This is a genomic window from Leifsonia sp. Leaf336 (genome assembly GCF_001423695.1).
Classification (GTDB): Bacteria; Actinomycetota; Actinomycetes; order Actinomycetales; family Microbacteriaceae; genus Leifsonia.
Map to the genome: position 1 here is coordinate 889,426 of NZ_LMOZ01000002.1, position 16,602 is coordinate 906,027.

At 70.2% G+C, this 16,602-nt stretch carries 16 protein-coding genes; 7 read left to right on the forward strand and 9 right to left on the reverse strand.

From position 1 onward, the window contains the following. Positions 1-4 precede the first annotated feature (4 nt). The 8 genes from ASF88_RS13065 to ASF88_RS13100 all read right to left on the reverse strand — a co-directional run bounded on the left by ASF88_RS13065 (position 5) and on the right by ASF88_RS13100 (position 8,486). The gene (locus ASF88_RS13065; protein ID WP_082518953.1) at positions 5-727 is read right to left on the reverse strand and encodes a protein-L-isoaspartate(D-aspartate) O-methyltransferase; all 723 of its coding nucleotides are present in this window, start codon (positions 725-727) and stop codon (positions 5-7) included. Continuing rightward, positions 669-1,670, reverse strand: coding sequence for an N-acetylglucosamine kinase (locus ASF88_RS13070; RefSeq protein ID WP_055920437.1), 1,002 nt, complete (start codon positions 1,668-1,670; stop codon positions 669-671). The genes ASF88_RS13065 and ASF88_RS13070 overlap by 59 nt, the downstream gene beginning before the upstream one ends. Then, positions 1,667-2,926: a 6-phospho-beta-glucosidase gene (locus ASF88_RS13075; protein WP_055919088.1), complete on the reverse strand. Its 1,260-nt coding sequence runs from the start codon at positions 2,924-2,926 to the stop codon at positions 1,667-1,669. Before ASF88_RS13075 ends, ASF88_RS13070 begins: the two co-directional genes overlap by 4 nt. 3 nt (positions 2,927-2,929) lie before the next feature. After that, positions 2,930-3,835 carry a carbohydrate ABC transporter permease gene (locus ASF88_RS13080; protein WP_055919090.1) on the reverse strand — a complete coding sequence of 302 codons (906 nt, stop codon included), beginning with the start codon at positions 3,833-3,835 and terminating at the stop codon, positions 2,930-2,932. Next, positions 3,832-4,815: a carbohydrate ABC transporter permease gene (locus ASF88_RS13085; RefSeq protein ID WP_055919093.1), complete on the reverse strand. Its 984-nt coding sequence runs from the start codon at positions 4,813-4,815 to the stop codon at positions 3,832-3,834. Before ASF88_RS13085 ends, ASF88_RS13080 begins: the two co-directional genes overlap by 4 nt. A gap of 4 nt (positions 4,816-4,819) precedes the next feature. Next, positions 4,820-6,151, reverse strand: coding sequence for an ABC transporter substrate-binding protein (locus ASF88_RS13090; RefSeq protein WP_055919096.1), 1,332 nt, complete (start codon positions 6,149-6,151; stop codon positions 4,820-4,822). 65 nt (positions 6,152-6,216) lie between these two features. Next, positions 6,217-7,383: an ROK family transcriptional regulator gene (locus ASF88_RS13095; RefSeq protein ID WP_055919098.1), complete on the reverse strand. Its 1,167-nt coding sequence runs from the start codon at positions 7,381-7,383 to the stop codon at positions 6,217-6,219. A 107-nt stretch (positions 7,384-7,490) separates the two neighbouring features. Next, entirely contained in the window at positions 7,491-8,486 is a 996-nt protein-coding gene (locus tag ASF88_RS13100; RefSeq protein ID WP_055919100.1) for an SDR family oxidoreductase, read from the reverse strand. Between the two features lie 162 nt (positions 8,487-8,648). Here ASF88_RS13100 and ASF88_RS13105 point away from each other — a divergent pair, with 162 nt between their 5' ends. The 5 genes from ASF88_RS13105 (at position 8,649) to ASF88_RS13125 (ending at position 13,615) form a co-directional block, all read left to right on the forward strand. Then, the gene (locus tag ASF88_RS13105; RefSeq protein ID WP_200935278.1) at positions 8,649-9,830 is read left to right on the forward strand and encodes a mechanosensitive ion channel family protein; all 1,182 of its coding nucleotides are present in this window, start codon (positions 8,649-8,651) and stop codon (positions 9,828-9,830) included. A gap of 165 nt (positions 9,831-9,995) precedes the next feature. Then, positions 9,996-10,808: a type IV toxin-antitoxin system AbiEi family antitoxin domain-containing protein gene (locus ASF88_RS13110; protein ID WP_055919103.1), complete on the forward strand. Its 813-nt coding sequence runs from the start codon at positions 9,996-9,998 to the stop codon at positions 10,806-10,808. A gap of 106 nt (positions 10,809-10,914) precedes the next feature. Beyond that, the gene (gene msrB, locus ASF88_RS13115; RefSeq protein WP_055919106.1) at positions 10,915-11,373 is read left to right on the forward strand and encodes a peptide-methionine (R)-S-oxide reductase MsrB; all 459 of its coding nucleotides are present in this window, start codon (positions 10,915-10,917) and stop codon (positions 11,371-11,373) included. Then, positions 11,373-11,885, forward strand: coding sequence for a peptide-methionine (S)-S-oxide reductase MsrA (gene msrA / locus ASF88_RS13120; RefSeq protein ID WP_055919108.1), 513 nt, complete (start codon positions 11,373-11,375; stop codon positions 11,883-11,885). Before msrB ends, msrA begins: the two co-directional genes overlap by 1 nt. A 143-nt stretch (positions 11,886-12,028) precedes the next feature. After that, positions 12,029-13,615 (forward strand): peroxidase family protein, encoded by a 1,587-nt coding sequence (locus ASF88_RS13125; RefSeq protein ID WP_200935279.1) that lies wholly within the window; start codon positions 12,029-12,031, stop codon positions 13,613-13,615. Here ASF88_RS13125 and rlmC read toward each other — a convergent pair. Then, positions 13,612-14,736: a 23S rRNA (uracil(747)-C(5))-methyltransferase RlmC gene (gene rlmC / locus ASF88_RS13130; protein WP_055919115.1), complete on the reverse strand. Its 1,125-nt coding sequence runs from the start codon at positions 14,734-14,736 to the stop codon at positions 13,612-13,614. The two genes, ASF88_RS13125 and rlmC, sit on opposite strands and share 4 nt — an antisense overlap. Positions 14,737-14,866: 130 nt before the next feature. Here rlmC and ASF88_RS13135 point away from each other — a divergent pair, with 130 nt between their 5' ends. Further along, positions 14,867-15,652 (forward strand): DeoR/GlpR family DNA-binding transcription regulator, encoded by a 786-nt coding sequence (locus tag ASF88_RS13135; RefSeq protein WP_055919118.1) that lies wholly within the window; start codon positions 14,867-14,869, stop codon positions 15,650-15,652. Then, a complete protein-coding gene (locus ASF88_RS13140; RefSeq protein WP_055919121.1) occupies positions 15,649-16,596 on the forward strand; it encodes a 1-phosphofructokinase in 948 nt (315 codons plus the stop codon). The genes ASF88_RS13135 and ASF88_RS13140 overlap by 4 nt, the downstream gene beginning before the upstream one ends. Positions 16,597-16,602 lie beyond the last annotated feature (6 nt).

The following is a 16,602-nucleotide window of genomic DNA, read 5'->3' on the forward strand; positions in this document are numbered from 1 at the left end:
GTCGTCACACGCCGGGCTCGCGCCAACCATCGTGGCCGACGAGCGGCACGAACGTGACCGCGCCGAGGCTGCGCTCGTGGAGGTCGCCATCGGCTCCACGCTCGAACACCGTGAGGTACTGGGCGCCTCCCGGGCGACCGACCGGCATCACGATGCGGCCGCCACGGGTCAGCTGCTCGGGCCAGGCCTGCGGCAGCGTCGGTCCGGTCGCCGCCGCCACGATCACGTCGTACGGCGCGCCCTGAGGCCAGCCCAGCGTGCCGTCGCCGGTCACGACGTTCACCCGGTAGCCGAGGGCCTCCAGCGTCGCCGCCGCCGTCAGCGCGAGCTCAGGATGCCGTTCGATGCTGACGACCCGATGGCCGAGCTCCGCGGCCACGGCCGCGGCGTAGCCCGAGCCGGTGCCGACGTCGAGCACGCTGTCCTCCGGCCCGATCCTGGCCGCTTCGAGCATGAGCGCGACGATGAACGGCTGCGAGATGGTCTGGCCGTCGCCGATCGGCATCGGGTGATCCTCGTAGGCGTAGCGCTCCGATCCTTCCGGCACGAACTCGTGACGGGGCACGCGTCTCATCGCATCGAGCACCCGCTGGTCCTCGATCCCGCGGCGGACGAGCTGCTCCTCGACCATCCGCTCGCGCTCTGCGGCGTATTCCCTGTTCGTACGGCTATTGAACCACCGCGGCCCGCCGGTCCTGAAGGCCGGATGCGGCGACGTCCAGCGCATCGGCGGACGCGCCCCCGGCCTCCAGCGCCAGCAGCGCGGCACCGAGGATCGGCGCCGCCGTCACCACGGTGACCCTGGCCAGCGGCGCGCGCTCGGCGAGGCCGCGCTCGACCCCGCTCAGGAGGCGCTCGTCGCGCGAGCCGATCACCCCGCCGCCGAGCACCACCGGAACCTCCCGGCCGAGCAGCTCCAGCCGCCGCAGCGTGGTGGCCGCGAGCGTCACGATCTCGTCCGCCTGCCGGTCCACCAGACCCTGGGCGATCGTGTCGCCGGCGCGCGACGCCGCGAGAACCGCCGGCGCGAGGCGCGACAGGTCGCTGCTGGCGACGCGCTCGAAGTGCAGCGCCTCGATGACCTCGGGGATGCCGGCCAGCCCGTAGACCGCGGGGATCGCGGACACGAGCGTCGTGGCCGGCCCGCGGCCGTCGACCGCTCTCGCCGCGTGCCAGAGCGCCTGCTCCCCGAGGTGCCAGCCTCCGCCCCAGTCGCCGGAGGTCATCCCGAGCGACGCATAGCGGATGACCGCGCCGTCCCCCCGGACGCCGACGCAGTTGATGCCGGTGCCGCAGACGACGGCCACCGCGTCAGGCTCGCTCGTCCCGGCCCGCAGCAGCGCGAAGAGGTCGTTGTCGACGACCGCGTCCGCCCAGGCGTAGCCGGCGATCCCCGCGCGGAACTCGGCGATCTCCGCGGGCAGGTCGAGCCCGGAGAGGTAGATGTTGGCGCTCGCGAGCGGGCGCGGACCGGTCTCGACGAGTAGGCGCTCGATGAGCTCGTCGACGAGCCTCGCCGTCGCCGCCATCCCGATCAGGTGGGGGCTGGAGGTGGCGCCGCGGACGGCCGCGACGAGCGTGCCGTCGAGCTCGAGAGCCACCGCGTCGGTCTTGGAGCCGCCGCCGTCCACGGCGATGACGATGGGTGCGGACCCAGTGCCGTCGGTCATCGCGCCCACGCCAGGTGCTGGTGGTTGCGGGCGAGGAGCAGGTCGGTCAGCTTCTCTGCGCGGTCGTACTGCCCGACGAGCGGATGCGCGAGCATCGCCCGCACGACCCGGTCGCGCCCGCCGTGCACGGCCGCGTCGAGCGCGAGCCGCTCGTAACCGGCGACATGGCCGATGAGCCCCGCGAGGTCGTCGGGCAGTGGAGCGACCGGCTGCGCCTGCACGCCGGAGGCTCCGACGGTCGCCGGCACCTCGATCACGTGGTCGTCGGGCAGGAACGGCAGCGTGCCGTCGTTGCGGAGGTTGACCACTTGCACGTCGCCGCGGTCGCTCGTCAGCGACGCGAGCAGGTCGACCGCGGCCTCCGAGTAGAACGCGCCCCCGCGCTGGGCGAGCTGCTCCGGCTTGGTGACGACGCCCGGGTCGGCGTAGAGCGCCAGGAGCTCGCGCTCGACCTGCTGCACCGCCTCCGCCCTGGTCGGCGCGTCGAGCTGTTCGCGCAGCACCTCGTCGTGGGCGTAGTAGTAGCGCAGGTAGTAGCTCGGCACGTTCCCGAGCAGACGCAGCAGGGAGGCCGGCAGCTCGATCTCCTCGGCGAGCTGATCCAGTCGCGCCGACAGGAGGTCGGGGAGCACGTCGCGTCCGCCGACCGTGACCGATCGTTCCCAGGTCAGGTGGTTGAGCCCGACATGGCCGAGCCCGACCTCCGCCGGCGCGACGTCGAGCAGCGCCGCGAACCGGCGCTGGAAGCCGATCGCCACATTGCAGAGCCCGACGGCGTTGTGCCCCTCCTGCAGCAGCGCGCGGGTGACGATGCCGACCGGGTTCGTGAAGTCGACGATCCACGCGCCCGGCTTGGCGTGCTTGCGCACCACCTCCGCGACCGAGAGCACGGCGGGAACGGTCCGCAGCGCCTTGGCGAAGCCGCCGGGTCCGGTGGTCTCCTGCCCGATGCAGCCGCACTCGTGCGGGAACGTCTCGTCGCCGTGCCGGGCGGCCTGGCCGCCGACCCGCAGCTGGATGAGCACGGCGTCGGCATCGGCCACGCCGGCCACCAGGTCGGAGGTCGGCACGATCCGGCCCGGGTGGCCCGCCGCGCGGAACATGCGCTCGCTGACCCCGCCGACCAGCCGCAGCCGCTCCGGGTCGGTGTCGACGAGCCAGAGCTCCTCGATCGGCAGCAGGTCGCGCAACCGCGCGAACCCGTCCACGAGCTCGGGGCTGTAGGTGGAGCCTCCGCCCACGACTGCCAGTTTCACGCGTTATCCCTTCACGCCGGTGAGTGTGATGCCCTCCACGAAGACGCGTTGGGCGAAGAAGAAGATGATGACGACGGGCACGGTGACGAGGATCGTCATCGCCATCGTGAGACCCCAGTCGGTGCCGTGCACGCCGCGGAACGACGCGAGCCCGTAGGCGACCGGCCACGCGGCCGGGTTCTCCGAGGTGTAGAGCAGCGGCCCGTAGTAGTCGTTCCACGAGTTGAAGAACATGAAGATCGCGGTCGCCGCGATGCCGGGCTTCGCCATCGGGAGCACCACCCTCCAGAGCACCCCGAACTCCCCGTTGCCGTCGATCCGCGCGGCGTCCGAGTACTCCGCCGGGATCGTCAGGAAGAACTGGCGGAGCAGGAAGATCGAGAACGCGTCGCCGAGCAGGTTCGGCAGGATCAGCGGCCACAGCGTGCCGGTGAGGCCGAGCTGCGACCACATCACGTAGATCGGGATCGCCGTCACCTGCGGCGGCAGGAGCATCGCGACGATGATCGCGGTGAAGAGGATGCCGGAGCCGCGGAACCGGATCTTCGCCAGCGCGTAGGCGGCGGGCACCGACGAGATGAGCATGAACGCCGTGGCCAGGATCGCGTACATCGCCGAGTTGGCGAACCACTGGGCCAGGGGCACGGTCGTGAAGACCGTCAGGTAGTTGCTCCACACGAACGGCTGGGGCCACAGGGAGGCCGTGAGCGTCTGCGAGTTCGACATCACCGACGTCAGGAAGACGAACACCACGGGCGACACGAACAGCACGGCCAGCACGATGAGCACGGCGTGCTCGGCGATCCAGCCGAGCACCCGCCTGGTGCGCAGCGAGCGGGGAGTGCGGATCCTGCGCTGGGGTGCGGCGGGGGAGGCCGGGGCTTCGGGGGTGAGGGTAGCGGACGTCATTGCGCGCCTTCCGGGGTGAACGCCTTGAACCGGCGGAGGAGCAGGAGCAGGATGACCGCCGCGACGATGAACAGCAGCACGGCGAGCGCGGAGGCGTAGCCCAGCTGGTAGGTTCCGAAGCCGCGCACGTACAGCCACTGCGTGTAGGTGAGCAGGGAGTTGTCGGGGTATCCGAGCGTGTTGCCGATGCCCTCGCCGACCACGGCTTTGCCGCTGGCGACCGAGGAGGCGACCGCCGCCTCCGTGAAGTACTGGATGGCCGCGATGACGCCGGTGACCGCGGCGAACAGCAGCACGGGCGCGATGCTCGGCAGCGTGACGTACCGCACCTTCTGCAGGCCGCCGGCCCCGTCGAGGGAGGCCGCCTCGTACTGCTCGCGCGGAACGTCGAGCAGCGCGGCCAGCAGGATGATCATGATGTCGCCCATCACCCAGATGCCGAGCAGCACGAGCGAGGGCTTGGACCAGGCGGGATCGTTGAACCACAGCGGGCCCTTGATCCCGAACCAGGCGAGCACCTGGTTCACCGGCCCTGTTCCCGGGTTGAACAGGAAGACGAACGCGACGACGCTCGCGACCGGCGGCACCAGCGCGGGCAGGTAGAAGATCGTCCGCCAGACCCCGGAGGCCCGGCGGGCGCGGGCGAGGAGGCCGGCGACGATGAGGGCGAACCCGGTCTTCACCGGCACCCAGATCACGACGAACCACAGCGTGTTGAGGGTCGCCGTCCAGACGTTGGGGTCCTGGGTGAACAGGTACTCGTAGTTGCGCAGGCCGATCCACTGCGGCGGCGAGATCAGGTCGAACCGGGTGAACGAGTAGTAGACGGACGCGATGAGCGGGTAGACGAAGAAGATCGCCAGTCCGAGCAGCGTCGGCGCCAGCAGCGCGAGCGTCACCAGGTTGCGGCGCCGCCGGCTGCGCGAGGGCCGCGTGGGGCGGGCGGTCGCCCGCCCCACGCTCCGAGCCGTTGCGGTCACGAGCTCACGGTCCCGTCGAGAGGGCGAGGGCGTCGTTGATCTGCTTGTCGACCGACTTCAGACCGGAGTCGATGTCACCGCCCTGGCTCTGGTACTTGTTCCACCAGTCCTGGAAGCTGTTCTGGTAGCCGGCGCCGAGCGGGCTCGCCGGAGTGGTCATGACGTTCTTGTTCGACGCGATGTCGAGGAACGTCTTGAACTGCGGGGAGACCTGCAGGTCGGGGGAGGCCAGCGCGTCCTTCGTGGTCGGGACGTTCTTCAGGCCGTTGGCGAGCTTGACGACCGCGCCGGTGTCGGTGGTGAGGTACTTCAGCAGCGTCCAGGCCAGCTCCGGGTGCTGGGAGCCCTTGGAGATGCCGATGATGTTGCCGGTGATGTAGCCGCCCCCGTACAGGTCGGTGTGGTCGTCAGCGGTCGGGAAGGGTGCGGTGCCGTAGTCGAGGTCCTTGGCCTGGTCGTCGATGAAGGCGGTGCGGTACTCGCCGTCCATGTTCATGGCGACCTGGCCGGTCTGGAACGCGTTGCCGGCCGCGAACTCCTGCCCGAGCCCGGAGGTGAATGCGTTGAGCTTGTCCCAGCCGATCTTGTCGACGTAGGCCTTCTGCCACTCGATCAGCTCCTTCCAGCCGGGGGAGGAGGAGATCGCGCTGGTGCCGTCGGCCTTCAGCCACTCGGCGCCGGCGGCCGGCCCGTAGTGCGCGGCCGAGTTCTCGTACCATCCCATGGTCGGGTTGAAGCCGAGGGTCTTGATCGAGCCGTCCGGGTTGAGCGTGGTCAGCTTGTCGGCCATCGACTCCAGCTCGCTCAGCGTCTTGGGCGGCTCGGTGAACCCGGCGGCCTGGAGAAGCTTCTTGTTGTAGTAGAGGCCGTACACGTCGGCGAGCATCGGCATCGCGCAGCGGTTGCCCTTGAACTCGGTGTACGACTTCACCGTGTCGCTGAACTGGCTCATGTCGACCTTGTCGCGCTCGATCACCTTGTTCAGCGACCGGAACGCGCCGTTCGAGCAGAAGTTGCCGACGATGTCGGTCGAGTACGAGAGGCCGACGTCGACCTTGCTGCCGGTGGCGATGGCCTTCTGCAGCTTCTCGTCGTCCTGGCCGGAGTGCACGTCGACCTTGATCTTGGGGTACTTCTTCTCGAAGTCGTCGACGACCGACTGGATGACCTTGGCCTCCCGGTCGGAGAAGAAGTGCCAGAACGACACGGTGCCCGACAGGTCGGACGGCGCGCTGTCCTGGAAGGACGTGCCTGCGGTCCCGCCGGAACAACCGGCCAGGGTGAGCGCTGCGGCCGCGGCGACCGCGGCGGCGGCGATGAGGTGACGATGTTTCACGGGTGGTTCCTCGCTGATCCTTCTCGTGATTTCGGATGGACGGTGTGGTGCGGAGGTGTCGGCCGTCAGACGGCGATGCGCGACACTTCGTCGAAGAGCGCCTCGCGCACCTCGCCGAGGAGGTGCTCGCGTGCGCCGCGGAGGACGGGATGGGCGTGGACGCCGGTGGCGACGACGGCGCGTTCGCCCCAGTCGGCGCGCAGTTCGGCCGCGACGAGCTCGGCGAGCCGGGGGCCGCAGGCGGCGCCGGTGGGCCCACCGAGCACGACGAGCTCCGGGTCGAGGAGGGCGAGCACGGGCACGACGCCGACTGCGACCCGGTGGGCGAGCTCGGTGACGAGCGTCTCCACCGCGCTCTCGTCGCCGCCCCCGAGGTCATCGGTGAGCCCATGGGCGGAGGCCAGGGCGGCGACGGCCGGTCCGCCGATCAGGTCCTGGAGGTCGGCTGCCTCCGGGTCGAGGGCCGCGGCCGAGCGGGGGATCGGCAGGTAGCCGATCTCGCCCGCGCCGCCGGAGGCTCCGCGGTGCACCGTGCCGGACTGGTCGACGGCGAGGCCGAGGCCGTCGCCCATCCAGAGCAGCGCGAAGCCGGCCGTGCCGGTCCCCGCGCCTTCCGTCCGCTCGGCGACCGCGGCGAGGTTCACGTCGTTGTCGATGTGCACCGCGACGCCGAGGGCGTCCTCCAACCGCCGACGGATGCCGCGCTTGGGCCAGCCGGGCAGCGTCTCGATGTAGGTGAGCTCGTCGGTGCGGGGGTCGAGGGCGCCCTGCACGCCGACGCAGACCGCGCGGACCCGCTCGGCGTCGACGCCCGCAGCGCCGCAGGCCGCCTCGATCGCCAGACGGAGGTCGGCCTCCGGGGTGCGGGCGGCCTCGGGAGGCAGGGCGAGCGGCGTCACGGCGATGGGGTGCTCGGCCCCGCCGGCGTCGACGACGGTCGAGCGCAGCGACACCGCGTCGATGTCGACCGCGACGCCCAGCATCCGGTCGGTGCGCACCGCGTATCCGGCCGCGTTCGGGCCGCGGCCGGCGGAGACCTCGCCGACGACGTGGATGAGCCCGGCCGTCTCGAGCCGGGAGACCATCTGTGCCGCGGTGGGCTTCGAGAGCCCGGAGAGCTCGCCGATGCGGGTGCGCGTGAGCACGCCGTGCTCGAGCAGCAGCGCGAGCGCCGTGCGGTCGTTGGTGTCGCGGAGCCACCCCGGGGTGCCCCGGACGGGTCGGTCGGCCATGCTCATCCCTTCGTCGGAACGATGTCGTGGCCAGAATGTATCAGGAAAGTTTCTTTATAGTAAATAGGGCGACGAAAAAGAGACCGCACCGTGACACGATCAGCCGCTCAGGCGACCGTGCGGGCGTGCTCCACGAGACGATCGAACGCCGCATCCAGATCGGGGTCGACCTGCTGCCGGGAGGCGTCCGCCAGGTACCAGTCGACGATCTCGCCGGCTCCGTGCGCGAACGCCACACGCGCCTGGTACTCGGGCACGAGCGCCTTCACCTTGGCGTTGTCGAAGTGCATCGAGTGCGCCTTGTCGCCCAGGAGGCCGGAGCCGAGGGCGGGGATGGCAGCGGCGATCGTCTCGCTCGCCACGTGCACGAGCTCGGCTTCGACGCCGAGCGCTTCGGCGAGATAGCAGTAGATCTGGTCCCAGGTGGGGGCTTCGTCCGAGGTGATGTGGAACGAGTCGCCCACGGCCTCCGGCCGCCCGAGCAGCCCGACGAACGCGACGGCGAAGTCGGTGTTGTGGGTGATGGTCCAGCGGCTGGTGCCGTCGCCGTGCACGACGACCGGTGCGCCCCTGCGCATCCGCTCGAGGTCGGTCCAGTGGCCGCTGGTCGGGATCATCGTGCGGTCGTAGGTGTGCGAAGGGCGCACGATCGTGATCGGGAAGTCGCGCTCGCGGTAGGCCTCCACCAGGAGGTCCTCGCAAGCGATCTTGTCGCGCGAGTACTGCCAGAAAGGGTTGCGCAGCGGCGTCGACTCGGTCACCGGCATGCGCGCGGGCGGCGTCTGATAGGCGGAGGCCGAGGAGATGAAGACGTACTGGCCGACCCGGCCCTCGAACAGGTCGAAGTCGGAGCGGATGTGCTCGGGCGTGAACGCGAGGAACTCCGCCGCGACGTCGAAGCTGCGCTCGCCGAGCACCGCGTGAACGCTCTCGGGGTCGCGGATGTCGGCGTGCAGCACCTCCACACCGTCGGGGAGCGGGCGCAGGTCGCTGTTCCCCCGATTGACGACCGTGACGTCGTGGCCCTTCTCGAGAGCCCTGGCGACGCACGCGGAGCTGATGACCCCCGTGCCGCCGATGAAGAGTGTCCGTGTCGCTGTCATCCTCGCTCCTCGCGTCTTCGCCGGCTTCCGCCGGAGCCGATTTCCCCCTGGCCCCAGAAGACACACACTAACCCGCACCGGGGTGCGAGGTTAAGGTCTCAACGTGCCCCGCGTACAGTGCAGGGCGTCCGTCCGCCCCACGGGAGAAGGAGTAGCCCCGACGTGTCCCTGCGCAGCCTGCCGTCTCTCGTGATCGCGTGCCTGATCGCGGTCGTCGTCGCCATCGTGGTGACCGCGATCGTCGGCCTGGCACTGCGTGCGGCCGGGCGCCATCGGCAGTGGCCCGCTCTGCTGGTCCGTCGTGCGCGGGTGCCGTTCCGGCTGTTCCTGGCAGTGGTGGTGCTGTGGATCGCCGTGGCGCTGACGCTGCCGCCGGAGGTGTCGCCCACCTGGACGCGCGTGATCCATCACGCGTTCCTCATCCTGACGATCGCCGCGGGCACGTGGTTCTTCGCCGCGCTTCTCGTCTTCGTCGAAGACCTCGGCTTGGCGCGCTACCGCGTCGACGTGCCGGACAACCGTTACGCCCGCCGCATTCGAACCCAGGTGCTGGTGCTCCGGAGGCTGACCGTCGTCGCGGCGGTCGTCATCGGGCTCGCCGCCATCCTGCTGACCTTCCCCGTGCTGCAGGCGGCCGGGGCCAGCCTCCTCGCCTCAGCGGGCATCATCGGTGTGATCGCCGGTGTCGCCGCCCAGTCCAGCCTCGCCAACCTGTTCGCGGGCATCCAACTGGCCTTCAGCGACGCGATCCGCCTCGACGACGTGGTCGTGGTGGAGCAGCAGTGGGGCACGATCGAGGAGATCACCCTCACCTACGTCGTCGTGCACATCTGGGACGACCGGAGGCTGGTGCTGCCCTCCACCTACTTCACGACCAAGCCGTTCGAGAACTGGACCCGCCAGCACAGCGAGCTGCTCGGCGCGGTGGAGTTCGACCTCGACTGGCGGGTCTCGCCCTCGGGGATGCGCGCCGAGCTGAACCGCATCCTGGCGGCCACCGACCTCTGGGACGGCCGCACCGGCGTGCTGCAGGTCACCGACGCGACGCAGGGCTGGGTGCGCGTACGCGTGCTCGTCACGGGCAAGGACGCTCCGACCCTGTTCGACCTCCGCTGCCACGTGCGCGAACGGCTCATCGACTGGATGCAGCGGTACTCCTCGGCGTCGCTCCCGCGCCAGCGGGTGGAGGTCGTGGAGCCTCCCGAGCAGCAGGTGCCCAGCTCGCGGGCGCGCAGCGCCCAGGACGGCGAGGGCCGCCTCTTCGGCGGCACCCCCGAGAACGAGCACCGCGCCTCCCAGTTCACCGACGCCATCCCCATCCAGCCCGAGGCTGATCCTGGTTGATACGCAGGAGATTCCGACGGCGGCAGCCCCAAATCTCCTGTCCAAGCGCTGAGACAGGAGATTTCGGTTGTGCCCTCCTTGTTTCCACATCGGCACCGCGAGCGGCAAATCCACAGATTTCGGGAGGTCGTCTCGCTGTGCGTGTCCGTTCGTGAGCATGGGTCCATGAATTGGATCACCCGGATGCGCGAACTCGGAGGAGCGGCGACGACTCTCCAGCTGAGGAACGCCGGCGCGAGCCGCGAGACCCTTGCCGACGCCGTTCGACGCGGCCACGTGGTCCGGCCGCGCAAAGGCGTCTACGCCCTTCCGGCTCTGGCGGAGCCGCGGCTAGCCGCCGTCTCGGCGGGCGTCCGGCTGTCGTGCGTCACCGCGTGCAGAAGCTATGGAATCTGGGCCGGAACGGACTCGCGGACGCATGTCGCTGTCTCTCCACACGCCCGGCGCGCACCGCACGGGCTCGTCTGCCACTGGTGGCCGACGGAGGACCACGCCGAGGTCTGGCGCGTGTCTCCGGCGGACTGCCTGCGGACGGTCGGCCGGTGCGCCGACGAGGAGACGGCCATCGCCGCATTCGACACCGCGCTGACCGCGGGCTTGGTCACGCCGGCCGAGCTGGCGTCCGTCCTGAGGCCCTGCCCGCGCTTCGTCCGGATCCGGGCGACACGCGCCCGCCCCGGCTCCGATTCCGGTGTCGAATCCATCGTGCGCCAGCGACTGGAGGCCGTCGGACGCCACGTCCAGCAGCAGGCGCACGTTCGCGGCGTAGGGCGTGTCGACATGCTCGTCGACGGCGAGCTCTACCTGGAGCTCGACGGCTTCGCGTTCCACGGCGACGCGACAGCGTTCGAGCGGGATCGCCGTCGTGACGCTGCCCTCGCAGTGCGCGGCAGCAGGCGGCTGAGGCTGACGGCGCGTCAGGTGCTCTACGAGTGGGAGGCCGTCGCCGCCATCATCGACGGGGCGCTCGCCGCATGAACCACCCTCAGCGAACTCACAGCAACGCCGGGACCAACCCGGCCCTCCCCGCTGTTCTCCTTACTGACGGCGCCGCAGCCAGCGCTCGCCGCACACAGGAGGAAACGTGACAGAGGACTATCGCAAGAGCCAGGATGCCGTCGCGCGGCTCACCCCCGCGCAGTACGCGGTCACCCAGGAGGCGGCCACCGAGCCCGCCTTCCGCAACGAGTTCTGGAACAATCACGAGGCGGGCCTCTACGTCGACATCGTGTCGGGGGAGCCGCTCTTCGCCTCGGTGAACAAGTACGACAGCCGTTCCGGCTGGCCGAGCTTCACGGTGCCGGTGGACCCCGCGAACATCGTCGAGAAGACCGACCGCACGTATGGGATGATCCGCACAGAGGTGCGCTCCGCCCATGGCGACAGTCATCTCGGCCACCTGTTCGACGACGGCCCGGCCGAGGCCGGCGGCCTGCGCTACTGCATCAACTCCGCCGCGCTCCGCTTCATCCCGCTCGCCGAGCTGGAGGAGCAGGGCTACGGCGACTACACCCACCTTTTCGAGAACGAGGAGAAGCACTGATGACGACTGAGAAGGCGATTCTGGCCGGTGGCTGTTTCTGGGGCATGCAGGACCTCATCCGCAAGCGCCCGGGCGTGGTGAGCACGCGCGTCGGGTACTCCGGCGGCGACGTCCCCAACGCCACCTACCGCAACCACGGCACCCACGCCGAGGCGATCGAGATCGAGTTCGACCCCGAGCGCATCAGCTACCGCGACCTCCTGGCGTTCTTCTTCCAGATCCACGACCCGTCGACGAAGAACCGTCAGGGCAACGACGTGGGCACCAGCTACCGTTCGGCGATCTTCTACGAGAACGACGAGCAGCGCCGCGTGGCCGAGGACACCATCGCCGATGTCGACGCGTCCGGTCTGTGGCCGGGCAAGGTCGTGACCGAGGTGGAGCCCGCCGGCGCGTTCTGGGAGGCCGAGCCCGAGCACCAGGACTACCTGGAGCGCATCCCGTGGGGTTACACCTGCCACTTCGCGCGCCCCGACTGGAAGCTCCCGCGCCGCGAGGCCGCGGCGAGCTAGTCTCCCTACGCACACCGGGGCCGTCCGCGAGACGGCCCCGGTGAACCTGGCCATAAATCATGAGGATTCCTCTTGCCGATCGGTGATGGGTGGAGTAGACCGACCGTGTCACCCCACCTCACCAGAAACGATCAAGGGGAATCATGTATCCATCAACCACGCCCACCGACGGACGCCTTCACGGCGGACCGCCGCCACGGGGTCTGGAATCGGCACTCGAGTCGAGTTTCAAGGGCGGCCGCTACGGCCGCATGTTCCGCAATCTGCCCACCTACGACGTCGCGGACGAGTCGCTGGTCGAACTCGGCAGGGCGATGATCCAGCCGGCGGAGCCGGCGAAAGAACTCGGCGTCGACGACGACGACGAGAACACGGCGCGGCTGCCGAACGGCGAGCTGCGCATCCCGGCCGGGTACACCTACTTCGGCCAGTTTGTCGACCACGACATCACGTTCGATCCGGCATCCAGCCTCACCCGCCAGAACGACCCGGACGCCATCGTCAATTTCCGCACCCCGAAGTTCGACCTCGACAACCTGTATGGACGAGGGCCGTCCGATCAGCCGTACCTCTACAGCGACGGCATCCATCTCGCTCTCGGCGACCTGATGTCCGAGCAACTCGGCGGACCAGATCTGCCGCGCGCCGCCAATAAGCGGGCGATCATCGGCGACCCCCGCAACGACGAGAACGTCATCGTCTCGCAGCTGCAGTCCGCCTTCTTGCGGTTCCACAACGTCGTGGTCGACCGGGTGACCGCGGAGTTCCCCGATTGGTCGGCCGCCGACCATCTGAAACTCGCGCAACGTCGGGTGCGGTGGCACTACCAGTGGGTGGTCGTTCACGACTACCTTCCGAGGCTGGTCGGTCCGGACGTGGTCGCCGATATCCTGCCCGACGAGGACTACCTCACGTCGCCGTCCACCCCGGTCGCGCAGCAGCACGCCAGGCTGAAGTTCTACGAGTATCGCAATGACCCGTTCATGCCGCTCGAGTTCAGTGTGGCCGCGTACCGGTTCGGTCACTCGATCGTGCGCCCGAGTTACTTCATCAACGACACGGCGAAGCCCGAACCTCCTGTCGACGGGGCGCAGCGCATCCCGATCTTCACGCCCGACATGAGTCAGGAGCGCGGAGGCCTGAATGGCTTCAAGGAGCTGCCAGGGTTCTGGGGAGTCGACTGGACGTTCTTCCTGCATCGGATTACGGGTGCGGACCCGGCTGACGCCACGCTCCCGCAGCCGAGCTACAAGCTCGACGCGGAGATCGCGACGCCATTGAGCACCTTGCCGGACTCCGTCGCCGCGCCCGAACTGGTCACCTCGGCAGGCAGCGCGGAGCTTGCGCAGTCGCTCGCGATCCGCAACCTCCTGCGCGGCAAGCGTCTCGGCCTGCCCTCGGGTGAAGACGTCTCCCTCGCCATGGGCATCGATCCGCTGACGCCCGCCGAGCTCTTCGACGGAGTCGGCCTGGCGGATGCCACGGTGAGCGACCTGAGTGGTCGCACGCCGCTCTGGTTCTACATCCTGAAGGAGTCAGGGGTGAGGGCCGACGGGGCGTGCCTCGGCCCGGTCGGCGGTCGGATAGTGGCTGAGGTGTTGATCGGGTTACTGGCCGGTGATCACCTGAGCTACCTGTCGGTCCAGCCGAACTGGAGGCCGACTCTCGGTCCTGTGGCGGGCGAGTTCACCCTCTCCGACATCGTGAACCTCGCGCTCTCGGCCGGCTAAACCCGGTCCAGCAGCACCGCGACCTCCAGGTGCCCGGTCTGGGGGAACATGTCGAGCACTCTGCCCGTGCCGATGCGGTACGACGGCATCCGCGCGAGGTCGTGCGCCAGGCTGTTGGGGTTGCAGCTGGAGTACACGACGCTCGGGACGCCCGAGCCCTCGAGCCAGCCGGAGAGCTCGGCGCCGATCCCGCGGCGAGGCGGGTTCACGATCACCAGCTCGGGCGCCGTCTTCGCGCCGAGCGCGAACGCCGTGGCGTCGCCCGCCCGGAACGCGACCTGCGGGAGCCCGGCGGCCGCCGCGGTCGCCCGTGCGCTGCGCACGGCCTCCGTGCTGGTCTCGACGCCGACCACGCGGCGCCCCGCCGCTGCGACGTTGAGTGCGAAGCCGCCGACGCCGCAGTAGAGGTCCCAGACGCTCGACGGCGAGACCTCGTCCACCCATTCGGTGACTTGCGCGTACAGGCTCTCGGCGACCGCGGTGTTCGTCTGGAAGAAGCTCTGCGGCCGCAGCCGCAGCGGAATGCCGCCGACGCGCATGACCAGCGACGACTGCGGGGTCAGCACGATCTCGGTTGCGCCTTCGACCACCGCTTTGTGCTCGGGTTGGAGGTTCGCCGTCACGACGACGGCCGTGGGCAGTGCGGCGAGCAGTTCGCCGAGCCGGGCGCGGATGCGGTCGACCGCCGCCTCAGTGCGCACGACGAATCGCACCATGAGCTCGTCGTCGGGGGAGAGGGTCACCAGGACGTACTTGAGCTCGCCCCGGCGGTCCGGAACGCTGTACGGCTCGAGGCGGGTGCGCGTGACGAAGTCCGCGAGCACCGGCAGTGCTGCGCGTACACCGGGGGCGCAGATGCCGCACTCGCGCAGGTCGACGCCGCGGCCGGCCTCGTCGAGGATCCCGATCGTCGGTGCGTCGACGGTGCCCGAGACCACCATCTTCGCCTTGTTGCGGTAGCCCGCTTCGGCGCTCGCCACCGGCGGCAGCCAGACCGCGTCGCCGTACGGCGCCAGCAGCTCGCGCGCGTGGGCGTCCTTGCGGGCCAGCTGGTCGGCGTAGGGGACGCCCATCAGCGTGCACGACCGGCACACACCGGCGTCGAAGTACGAGCAGTCCATTCCGCGAACGATTGTACGTGGCATGGCTCGGCGGCGAGGCCGACACCATTTCCCACAAACAGCCACACAAAACGTATTGCTCTCTGTTGATTCATGTTGTACTGTGTTGGAAATCCAAAGGAGGCGCCAGGTGTATGCAATGGAGCGTCAGGAGCTGATCGAGCGGCTCCTCCTCGAAGAGGGCCGTGTCGCCGTCGTCGACCTCGCCGAGCGTTTCGGCGTCACCACCGAGACGGTGCGGCGCGACCTCGACGCCCTCGAGCTGACCGGTGCCCTCCGGCGCGTGCACGGCGGCGCCGTCGCCGCTGATCGCGCCAGCACGGCGGAGGCCTCGGTGATCGAGCGCAGCGGCCTCCGCACCGACACCAAGCTGCGCATCGCCGCCCGAGCCCTGGACACCCTCGGCGACGGCTTCCGCGGCTCCCTCTACCTCGACGCCGGCACCACCACCGGCGCCGTCGCCCAGCTCCTCCCGGCCCGGCTCTCCGCCAGCGGGGGAGAGGCGGAGGTCGTGACCCACTCGCTCACGCTCGCACCGGCGCTCGCCGCGGCCGACCGGGTGTCGCTGACGGTCGTCGGCGGACGCATCCGCGGCGTGACCGCTGCGGCGGTCGGAGCCTCCACGGTCCGCGCGATCCAGTCGCTGCGGCCCGACATCGTCTTCGTCGGCGTCAACGGCGTCTCCGCCGGGTTCGGCCTGAGCACCCCCGATCCCGAGGAGTCCGCGGTCAAGGAGGCCATCGTCCGCGCCGCGCGCCGGGTGGTCGTCCTCGCCGATTCGTCCAAGTTCCAGCAGGAGTCGCTGGTCTCCTTCGCTCCACTGGACGCGGTGGACGTACTGGTCACCGACCGCGCGCCGGAGGGCGAGCTCGCCGACGCGCTGGCGGCCGCGGGCGTGGAGGTCTGGTCGGCATGATCGTCACCCTCACCGCCAACCCGTCCCTCGACCGGGCCGTGACGCTGAGCGCGTCGCTCCGCCCCGGCGAGGTGCAGTCGGCAGCGTCCTCCCGCGAGGATGCCGGAGGCAAGGGCATCAACGTCGCGCGCGTCGTCACCGCGGCCGACGTGCCCGCTCTCGCGGTCCTCCCGCTGGCCGTCGACGACCCGTTCGGCGTGGTGCTCCGCTCCACCGGGCTCCCGACCCGCGCGGTGCCCATCACAGGCCACGCCCGCGCGAATCTGACGATCACCGACCCGGCCGGGGTCACCACGAAGCTCAACCTCCCCGGCGCCGCACTGAGCGCGGCCGATGCCCGGCTGCTGGTGGAGGCCGTCGTCGTCGCGTGCGAGGGTGCGGGCTGGCTGGTCCTGGCCGGTTCGCTGCCTCCCGGTGTCGACGACGACTTCTACGTGACGGTCATCCGCGCCGTGCGCGACCACTGGGGCGACGCCGCCCCCAAGATCGCGGTCGACACGTCCGGCGAGGCGCTGCGCTCCGCCGTCTTCGAGGCGCACCCCGATCTCATCAAGCCCAACGAGGACGAACTCGCCGAGCTCACCGGCGACGCGCTCGACATGGATGACCTCCCAGCGGCGGTGCTCGCCGTGGCCGGGTCGCTCGTGCCCGAGCGGGTCGGCGCCGCCCTCGTCACGCTCGGAGCCCTCGGCTCCGTGCTCGTCACCCCCGACGGCGGCTTCGTCGCCGCCGCCCCCCGTATCCGCGTGCAGAGCACCGTCGGCGCCGGCGACAGCGCGCTCGCCGGCTACCTTCTCGCGGACCTCGCGGGGGCGACCCCGCCCGAGCGGCTCGTGCACGCGATCCGCTACGGCTCCGCCGCCGCGGCCCTGCCCGGCACACAGGCGCCCCGACCGGCCGACCTGTTCGCCGGCGACCTGCCCGTCGCCGCGCTCCATCCCTGAGCTCCG

Bases quoted from the DNA above. Each gene is read 5' to 3' on its own strand.
- ASF88_RS13065 (WP_082518953.1), bottom strand. From the start codon at position 727: ATGCGCTGGACGTCGCCGCATCCGGCCTTCAGGACCGGCGGGCCGCGG.
- ASF88_RS13070 (WP_055920437.1), bottom strand. From the start codon at position 1,670: ATGACCGACGGCACTGGGTCCGCACCCATCGTCATCGCCGTGGACGGC.
- ASF88_RS13080 (WP_055919090.1), bottom strand. From the start codon at position 3,835: ATGACGTCCGCTACCCTCACCCCCGAAGCCCCGGCCTCCCCCGCCGCA.
- ASF88_RS13095 (WP_055919098.1), bottom strand. From the start codon at position 7,383: ATGGCCGACCGACCCGTCCGGGGCACCCCGGGGTGGCTCCGCGACACC.
- ASF88_RS13100 (WP_055919100.1), bottom strand. From the start codon at position 8,486: ATGACAGCGACACGGACACTCTTCATCGGCGGCACGGGGGTCATCAGC.
- ASF88_RS13110 (WP_055919103.1), top strand. From the start codon at position 9,996: ATGAATTGGATCACCCGGATGCGCGAACTCGGAGGAGCGGCGACGACT.
- msrA (WP_055919108.1), top strand. From the start codon at position 11,373: ATGACGACTGAGAAGGCGATTCTGGCCGGTGGCTGTTTCTGGGGCATG.
- ASF88_RS13125 (WP_200935279.1), top strand. From the start codon at position 12,029: ATGTATCCATCAACCACGCCCACCGACGGACGCCTTCACGGCGGACCG.
- rlmC (WP_055919115.1), bottom strand. From the start codon at position 14,736: ATGGACTGCTCGTACTTCGACGCCGGTGTGTGCCGGTCGTGCACGCTG.
- ASF88_RS13140 (WP_055919121.1), top strand. From the start codon at position 15,649: ATGATCGTCACCCTCACCGCCAACCCGTCCCTCGACCGGGCCGTGACG.